This is a genomic window from Gordonia sp. NPDC003585 (assembly GCF_040610755.1).
Taxonomy (GTDB): domain Bacteria; phylum Actinomycetota; class Actinomycetes; order Mycobacteriales; family Mycobacteriaceae; genus Gordonia.
Window position 1 is genome coordinate 26,063 of the sequence record NZ_JBEXMX010000056.1, and the last position, 8,675, is coordinate 34,737.

An 8,675-nucleotide genomic window follows, 5' to 3' on the forward strand; every position below is an offset into this window, starting at 1 on the left:
GCAGCTACGATCAAGCCTCGGTGCTGTCGAATGCCTCGACGATCTCCTGCGCCGCCAGAGCCGGCGTGAGATCGCCCGTGCGCAAACGCTTCTCGACGTCAGTACGGATCGATCGAACCGCCGGGGAGTCGTCGAGCCGGGACAGCACCAGGTCGTGCACCATGGCCCACGTCCAGTCGATTTGCTGCTGATTCCGGCGGGCAACAAACTCGCCTGCCTCCGTCAGTACGCGATTGTGTTCGCGCACGGTGTCCCAGAACTCGGCGACCCCGGAGTTCTCCAGGGCACTCATCGTCAACACCGGCGGCGTCCACAGGGTGTCATGCGGATAGATCATCTTGAGTGCGTTCTTCAGTTCGCGCGCAGCCGATTTCGCTTCGTTGAGGTGTTTGCCGTCGGCCTTGTTCACCACCACGACATCCGCGAGTTCCAGCACACCCTTCTTGATGCCCTGCAACGAATCGCCGGTGCGGGCCAGGGTGAGGAACGTGAACGTGTCGACCATGTTGGCAACCGTCACCTCGGATTGGCCGACCCCGACCGTCTCGACGAGCACGACGTCGAAACCCGCGGCCTCCACCAGCACGATGGATTCGCGGGTCGCCTTCGCGACGCCACCGAGCGTGCCCGAGGTCGGCGACGGACGAATGTAGGCGTCCTTGTGCACCGAGAGCTTCCCCATGCGGGTCTTGTCACCCAGGATCGAGCCACCGGTGCGCGTCGACGACGGATCCACCGCCAGCACCGCGACCTTGTGGCCCTGCTCGATGAGGTGCATGCCGAGCGCCTCGATCGTCGTCGACTTGCCGACGCCTGGGACACCGGTGATGCCCACCCGAAAGGACTTGCCCGCGTGCGGGGTCAGGCGCAGCAGCAGTTCTTGGGCGGCGGCCCGATGATCCGGACGCTTGGACTCGACGAGGGTGATCGCGCGAGCCAGGTCGGCACGCCGGTCGGCGAGAACTGCCTCTTCGAGAGCGTCGACGTCGACAGGTCTGCGCTGTACCGGCGCCTTGGGCACTGGTTGCTCGGCCATCACTCCGATGCGGCTCCGGCCAGCTCCAGGCCGAGGTTGTCGGCCAGCTTCGTGATGAGCTCCACCGCCGAGTCGGCGATCACGGTGCCCGGCGGGAATATCGCGGCAGCACCTGCGTCGTAGAGTTCGTCGAAGTCGCCGGGCGGGATCACCCCGCCCACCACGATCATGATGTCGGGACGCCCGACATCGGCCAGCGCCTGACGCAGCGCGGGCACCAGGGTGAGGTGTCCCGCGGCAAGGGAGGAGACGCCGACGACGTGCACGTCGTTGTCCGCGGCCTGCGCGGCGACCTCCTCCGGCGTGGCGAACAGCGGACCCACGTCGACGTCGAAGCCGAGGTCGGCGAAGGCGGTGGCGATGACCTTCTGGCCGCGGTCGTGACCGTCCTGCCCCATCTTGGCGACCAGCACACGAGGGCGACGACCTTCGGCGTCCGCAAACTTCTTGACGACCTCGATGGCCGCCTCGACGTTGCTCACGTCTCCTGCCTCATGCCGGTACACCCCGCTGATGGTCTTGATCTCTGCCTGATGGCGACCATAGACCTTTTCCATGGCGGCCGAGATCTCACCGACGGTCGCCTGGTGTCGCGCCGCTTCGATGGCCAGGGCCATCAGGTTGTTCTCCATGCCACCCTCGCTGCTGGCCGCAGCACGGGTGAGATCGGCGAGCGCGGCCTCGACAGCCGAGTTGTCGCGCTGTGCCCGAAGGCGTTCCAGCTTCTCGAGTTGCTCGGCGCGCACCTTGGAGTTCTCGACCTTGAGGACCTCGATCTCCTCGTCGTCGGCCACCTGGTACTTGTTCACGCCGACCAGCGGCTGCTGCCCGGAATCAATCCGAGCCTGCGTGCGGGCGGCCGCCTCTTCGATGCGCAGCTTCGGCAGACCCTCGTTGATGGCCTGTGTCATACCGCCGGTGGCCTCGACTTCGCGGATGTGCTCGCGCGCCTTCTGGGCCAGCTGATGGGTGAGCCACTCTACGTAGTTCGATCCGGCCCACGGATCGATCGGTCGCGTCGTCCCCGACTCCTGCTGCAACAACAGCTGCGTGTTACGTGCGATGCGTGCCGAGAAGTCGGTGGGCAACGCGATCGCCTCGTCGAGCGCGTTGGTGTGCAGCGATTGCGTGTGGCCCTGGGTGGCGGCCATCGCCTCGATGCAGGTGCGCGCGACGTTGTTGAACACGTCCTGTGCGGTCAGCGACCATCCCGATGTCTGCGAATGTGTACGCAGCGACAGCGATTTGGCGCTCTTGGGCTCGAAGTCGGCAACCAGCTCGCTCCACAGCAGACGCGCGGCGCGAAGCTTGGCGACCTCCATGAAGAAGTTCATGCCGATGCCCCAGAAGAACGAGAGACGCGGCGCGAACTTGTCGATGTCGAGTCCCGCCTCGAGCCCGGCCCGGATGTACTCGACGCCGTCGGCGAGCGTGTACGCGAGTTCGAGGTCGGCGGTCGCCCCGGCTTCCTGAATGTGATAGCCGGAGATGGAGATCGAGTTGAACTTCGGCATCTTCTGGCTGGTGTACTCGAAGATGTTGGAGATGATCCGCATCGACGGCTTCGGCGGATAGATGTAGGTGTTGCGGACCATGAACTCTTTGAGAATGTCGTTCTGGATGGTCCCGGCGAGCTTCTCCGGCGGCACACCCTGCTCCTCGGCGGCCACCACGTACAGCGCGAGGATGGGCAGCACCGCACCGTTCATCGTCATCGACACCGACACACTGCCGAGGTCGATGCCGTCGAACAGCTGGCGCATGTCGAGGATCGAGTCGATCGCGACGCCGGCCATGCCGACGTCACCGGCGACGCGCGGATGGTCGGAGTCGTAGCCGCGGTGGGTGGCGAGGTCGAAGGCGACCGACAGACCCTTCTGTCCCGCAGCCAGATTGCGCCGGTAGAACGCATTGGATTCCGCGGCGGTCGAGAAGCCGGCGTACTGGCGAATCGTCCACGGCTGATTGACGTACATCGTCGGATACGGACCGCGGATGAACGGTGCCGCACCCGGAATCGAGTCGAGCGGATAGGCGTGCTCGGAGTCGTGGGTGATCGCATCACGATCCGAGCGGGTGTACAGAGGTGCGACGTCGATCTGTTCCGGCGTGTTCCAGGTGACCTGGTCGACGGTGTAGCCGTGTGCGCCTGCGAGTTCTTCGACGGCCGCCGAGCCGTCGACAGCCGAACTCTCCGGTGCGGCAACCGCATCGGTGAGTGACACGTCGGCGAAGGAGGGCACTGCTGCAGTGGTCGGTTCGGTCTGGGTCATGATGATGCTCCCACCGGCGCGGATGCGCCCGCTGTCTCGTCGAGCTGGTCGAGCAGTTCGGTCAGGGTGGCCACTGCGTCGATGCCGACGCGCAGCGATCCGTCGGGACGGTCGTCGGATTCCGGCCATTCCCGGTCGGGCCCCGCCAACAACACGCGCCCGACTCCGGCTGCGCGAGCCGCGGCCAGCGCCGCGGGTCCGTCGTCGGCGTAGCGCGACTTGGTGCCACAGATGACCGCGATCGTCGCGCCCGAGTCGGTGACGGCCGCGCCGATCGTCTCCGACGTGAGCGGTCCGGGATTGACCGCGGAGATGCCGCCCGAAGCCAAGAGATTGGCGACGAACGTCGTGCGGCCGTTGTGTTCGGCGACGCTGCCGAGCGGGATGAGCAGAATCGACGGTCGGGTGCCGCGTTCCGCCAGGATCGCGTCGGAGCGGTCGCGGAGTGCTTCGAACGGACGGCCGATGCGCGCCAGCTTCGGTGTGCCGGTCACCAGCCCCGCCGTGGTGCCCGAGACGGTGGTCCCGGAAGCAGTGGCACCCAGCGGGCGCTCGTCGAGGTTCGGGAACTCGTTGACGCCGGTGACCGAGGTGCGGCGGTGTGCGACCTCGACGTCACGTGCGGCGAGGGACGTGGCGACCCGATCGGCCACCCAGCCGCTCTCGAGAGCGTCGCGGTATCCGCCGGCGGCCTCGACCTCGGTGAACACCGCCCACGCGTTCGTGGCCAGATCGTCGGTGAGGGATTCGATGAACCAGGAGCCACCGCCGGGATCGAGCACCTTCCCGAGGTTGGATTCCTCCAGGAGCAGGAGTTGGGTGTTGCGGGCGATTCGTCGGGAGAAGGTCGCGCTGGAGGTCCGGAGATCGGGCGGGAGCGCGGCGTCGTAACCGAGGACCGTCACCTGGTCGGCACCTCCGACACCGGCACCGAATGCGGCGATGGTGCTGCGCAGCATGTTGACCCAGGGGTCGCGCTGGCTGAACATCGACAGGTCGGTGACCGCATGGGTCAGCGCACCACCCGATTCGCGGGCGCCGAGCACATCGGCGACGCGGGCCCAGAGTGTGCGCAGCGCACGGAGTTTGGCGATGGTGGCGAACTGGTCGTCGTCGGCCGAGACCCCGAAGGTGATCTGCTCGAGAGCCGCAGACACATCGAGGCCGGCGTCGGTGAGATCACGGAGGTGCGCGACAGCAGCTGCGACGACCAGGCCCAGTTCGAGCCCGTTGTCGGCGCCCGCGGTGGCGAAATCGGCGCCGTCCACACGGAATGTCCGCACCCCGGCCGGTAGTTCGTCGGCCGCGAGGGCCACGGCCGCCGCATTGTCGACCGTGGGTCGGCCCGAGAAGGCCGCCGTGAGTGGTGAGAGCCCGAAGGAATGGGTGGTCCCCGCGGTGACCGGTGCCGCCTGTGGTGCGGCGGCCGCGGTGGTGCGCAGGGCGAGCAATGTCCGTGCGGCGTCGATTCCCGATTCGCCTGCGTCGAGGGTCACCGGCACGAGGTCGAGGTAGACGCCGGCGAGCACGGTCTCCAGATCATCGGGACCGATCCCCTTGCCGACCGTCAGCCACAAACCGCTCGTGCCGTTGGTCATCGCCTCGAGGATCTGCTCGTTGACGTCCTCGGGCGCAGTGTCGTCGTCGCCGAAGCGTTCGGTGACCCGCCAGCCGACGTTCACGTCGCGCTGGGGATCACTGCCGCGCACGAACGGGAAGTGACCGGGCAGGCCGGGCTCGGCCGTTTCATCGCGCCGCGTGTACAGCGGCCGGATGGTGAGTCCGTCGGGGGTCGCGGTCGACAGCAACGTCTCTGCATCGTCCGGAAGGTCGGCGACGTCGACACGGCGCGATTTCGCGAGAACCGCAGCGGCGGCCTCCGACCACGCGAGGTAGGCGTCCTCGAGGGTGGTCTCGGATTTCTGATGGTCAGTTTGTTCTGACATGTGGGGTAGCACACCTCCGGTGATGCTCTGTGCGAGCGCGTACATGACCTTAGCCGATCGATCGCTCGGCCCGGCCATCGAGGCCGCGACGGTGACCAATTGCACGCCTCGTCGACACGTAGAGTGGCGGGAATGTCCGATAGTTCCCCGACGCCGCAGGTTGGCACGCCGGAGGGTGCTGCGCCGCCGACGCGAGTGCGCGTCGATCGTCGCGCACTCCGTGCCGCGGGAATCGCGACCGCGGTGGTCGTGGTCGTGCTGGTCAGCGCCTATCTCCTGCCGACGCCGTCGGTGTCGGTGGTGCGTTCGTGGGGCGAGAGCCTCGGACCATGGTTCGTCTGGGTGTTCTTCGCGGCCTATGCGGTGGTCACGATCGCACCGATTCCGCGCTCGACGTTCACCGTGATGTCGGGAATCTTCTTCGGTCCGGTGGTCGGGTTCACCGGCGCGATCATCGCGTCGGCGATCGCCGCTGTTGCCGCATTCCTGCTGGTACGCAGCGTCGGCAGGGAGAGAGTCAAACCGTACTTGAAGAAGCCGGTGGTGGCGGCGGTCGAATATCGACTCGAGCGCCGTGGCTGGTTGGCCGTCGGTTCGCTTCGCCTCATCGCGGCGTGCCCGTTCTCGGTCACCAACTACTGCTCGGGACTCTCGTCGGTGCGGCTGCTGCCGTACACGATCGCGAGTGTGATCGGCATGGCCCCGGGAACCGCCGCCGTTGTGTTCCTCGGTGACGCTCTGACCGGTGCCCGCAATCCCGGGTATCTGGTGCTGACGGGACTGCTGTTCGCGGTCGGGATCGTGGGATTGATTCTCGACGCCCGCTTGCCGGTCCGGTCCAAGTAGACCTTGATCGAGCAAAATCAAGCGTGGGAACTTGATCCACAATCCCTACTGGAGCCCAGATCAAGGTAATATCCTTGATTGTGAAGAATCAAGCTCCTAGACTTGATGCGTGTACGTCATGACGGTCGACCAACGCGGCAGCCGAACCGACATCGATCGGGTCGACGAACTCCTCACCCATGTCGCCGATGCCGACGTCGTCCGCCCGTTCGAACGGACCGCCGGCGACGAGGTGCAGGCCGTCCTCGCCGATCCGTCCGCTGTCACTGCACTGGTGGTCGACCTGGTGGCCGACGGCCATTGGAGCGTCGGCGTCGGCACCGGCGCTGTGACCCTCCCGCTGCCCGCGTCGACGCGGGCAGGGCGCGGGCCCGCTTTCGAGTTCGCACGCGAAGCGGTCGACGCCGCCAAGCTCCAGCGCATTCCACTCGCCGTGCGCGGTCCCTCCGTGCGCTGGTGCACTCACGTACAGACCGCCGCCCGACTCCTCGCCGACGTGGTCGGTCGCCGCAGTACGGCCGGGTCGGCAGCGGTCGCGCTGGTACGCGCGGGATTGACTCAAGTCGAGGCCGCCGAGCGGCTCGGCATCACTCCACAGGCGATGTCCCAGCGACTACGGGCTGCTGGGTGGGACATCGAGACGGACGCCCGCTCCCTCATCGAGGATCTGCTCGCCGAGGCCGATCGCGACGCAGGCGCAGCCCGATGATCGTCACCGCGATCACCTTGCTCGCTGTTGTGGCCATCGTGCCGATCGTCGTGGCCCTCGGCCGATCCCGTATCCCGTCGTGGCGAGCGCATTCGACGAGGGTCGACGTCGGCGCCGGCGCGCTGCTCATCACCTTGGCCGGAGTCGCTGCACTGTTCGCACTACCGGCAGCGCATGCGGCCGGCGCGGGACTGGTCCTCGCCCGAATCTGCGCGCTGGCAGCAGCGGTGACCGGTGGTGCTCCGGTTGTGCGCTCGGTTCTCGCGGCCGGAGGTGTCGTCCCTCGACCACCCGGTGATGGCAATGCCGATCCCGACGCGGCCGGACCGCTGCGGGGCGGTCGGGTCATCGGGTATCTCGAACGACTCGCGGTGGCCGGAACCCTGTTGGCCGGCTGGCCGGAGGGGCTCGCGATCATCCTGGCGGTCAAGAGCCTCGCGCGCTTCCCCGAACTGCGCGCGCCGCATGCGTCGGAGCAATTCATCATGGGCACGTTCGCCTCGGTGCTCTGGGCAGTCTCGATGGTCGGCATCGGGCACCTGATCGTCGTGTGATCCGAGGAGTTGGGCACCTGTGTTCAGTCCGGCGGCAATCCCGCCAAGATCCGAGCCAGATGATAACCGGACACCCGAAGCTGCCAGTTGGATCCGTTGCGCGGGTAGTCCGCGTGCGTGTGGGCGCCCTCTCGCTCGATTCCGTCCGGGGTGGTGCGCGGGTTGACGTCGAGCCGGCGCAGGTTCGTGGTCAGCGGTGCGGGGCCGTTGAGACCAAAACGCTTGCGTGTCTGGAACTTCGCGATCCAGTCCCGGTCGCCCTGCATGACGAAACCGTGTCCCGGTGCCAGCCCGAGCTCGGCCTCGGTGCCCGCCTCGAATCCCGGTGAACCGTAGAACGCGGCGTCGTCGATGGGATGTCCACCGGGCTGCTGGAGCGCGATGCCTTGCGTCAGCGATCCGTAGGAGTGTCCGAACGCGGACAGATGCGGATCGTCTTTGTTCGACGTGGCGTCGAGGCCACGATAGAACTCGACGAGGTCGGGTGCGCCGTTGGTGGCCCGATCCTGTTGTGCCACTTCGAAAAAGCTCCAACCGGGCAATCGGGTTCCGCGATTGTCCGGCGGTTCGTAGCCCAGCCACATGATGGTGGACACCGTCTCCCCGTGACGTCCCGGTGTCAGCCGCAACTGTCGATACGCTTCGTCACGCAGCGACTCGATCTCCCCCATCGCCCCGGGGAAACTGTCGCGGATGTTGGTGTCCATGCCCGGCGTGGTCACCGAAACATGGTCGGCGTCATCCGGATTGCCGATGGCGACGGCCGCCTTCCCCTGCTCCCCCGAAGCCATGTCCAGCAGGAGCAGCATGCGCCCGTCCGGGTTCTGCCGGCTCCACGGCTTGTCGCCGATGAGTTCCTGTAACCGCTCGACGTCGGCGATCTTGCGTTCGACCTGCTTGAGACCGGCGTCCTCGTTGGTGAAGAGCCCACCGAACAGGTGGCGGTCGACCTGTTTGCGCATCCGGTCCCGCACCTCCCGCAGGTGCGAGCGAACCCCCGCGAGCCGCGACAGGTTCACCTCGTGCCGGACGTCACTCGGGATTCCGGGAGCATTGCCGAGCCACTCGGGATGGGTGGCGATCAGCGCGCGCTGCTGGTCGGCCGGCAGCGCATCCCAATCGGCACGCACCGCCGCCGGGGTCGCACCCTTCGGCGGCGGAGCGGGAACCAGGCCACCCTGCGTGGCGCCGATCTGCAGGGCATCGGCCACATTCGACGCCGCACGAGCGCTGATCCGACCGTCACGAATGGCGGTGAGGATGCGGTCGGCCTCGGCGACGACATCGTCGGCCTGATCGATCAGGGCCCGC

Annotated in this window: 7 protein-coding genes; 3 read left to right on the top strand and 4 right to left on the bottom strand. The window is 67.0% G+C overall.

Annotated features, from left to right (window positions below; translation table 11 throughout):
• Window positions 1–10: 10 nt before the first annotated feature.
• From meaB to ABZW74_RS16045, 3 genes are read right to left on the bottom strand one after another with little or no spacing between them, the layout of a single operon-like run.
• Window positions 11–1,036, bottom strand: coding sequence for a methylmalonyl Co-A mutase-associated GTPase MeaB (meaB, locus tag ABZW74_RS16035; protein WP_240857324.1), 1,026 nt, complete (start codon window positions 1,034–1,036; stop codon window positions 11–13).
• Entirely contained in the window at window positions 1,036–3,309 is a 2,274-nt protein-coding gene (scpA, locus tag ABZW74_RS16040; protein ID WP_355277474.1) for a methylmalonyl-CoA mutase, read from the bottom strand. Before scpA ends, meaB begins: the two co-directional genes overlap by 1 nt.
• A complete protein-coding gene (locus tag ABZW74_RS16045) occupies window positions 3,306–5,255 on the bottom strand; it encodes a methylmalonyl-CoA mutase family protein (RefSeq protein ID WP_355277477.1) in 1,950 nt (649 codons plus the stop codon). Before ABZW74_RS16045 ends, scpA begins: the two co-directional genes overlap by 4 nt.
• A gap of 132 nt (window positions 5,256–5,387) precedes the next feature.
• Here ABZW74_RS16045 and ABZW74_RS16050 point away from each other — a divergent pair, with 132 nt between their 5' ends.
• From ABZW74_RS16050 to ABZW74_RS16060, 3 genes are all read left to right on the top strand, one after another.
• On the top strand, window positions 5,388–6,101 hold the full coding sequence (locus ABZW74_RS16050) for a TVP38/TMEM64 family protein (protein ID WP_240857327.1): 714 nt from the start codon (window positions 5,388–5,390) through the stop codon (window positions 6,099–6,101).
• Window positions 6,102–6,210: 109 nt separating this feature from the next.
• Window positions 6,211–6,810, top strand: coding sequence for a SatD family protein (locus tag ABZW74_RS16055; RefSeq protein WP_240857328.1), 600 nt, complete (start codon window positions 6,211–6,213; stop codon window positions 6,808–6,810).
• A complete protein-coding gene (locus ABZW74_RS16060; protein ID WP_240857329.1) occupies window positions 6,807–7,364 on the top strand; it encodes a hypothetical protein in 558 nt (185 codons plus the stop codon). The genes ABZW74_RS16055 and ABZW74_RS16060 overlap by 4 nt, the downstream gene beginning before the upstream one ends.
• A 23-nt stretch (window positions 7,365–7,387) precedes the next feature.
• On the opposite strand, the gene ABZW74_RS16065 is transcribed toward ABZW74_RS16060, so the two are convergent.
• A partial coding sequence (locus ABZW74_RS16065) for an alpha/beta hydrolase (protein ID WP_355277482.1) occupies window positions 7,388–8,675 on the bottom strand: 1,288 nt, incomplete at its 5' end.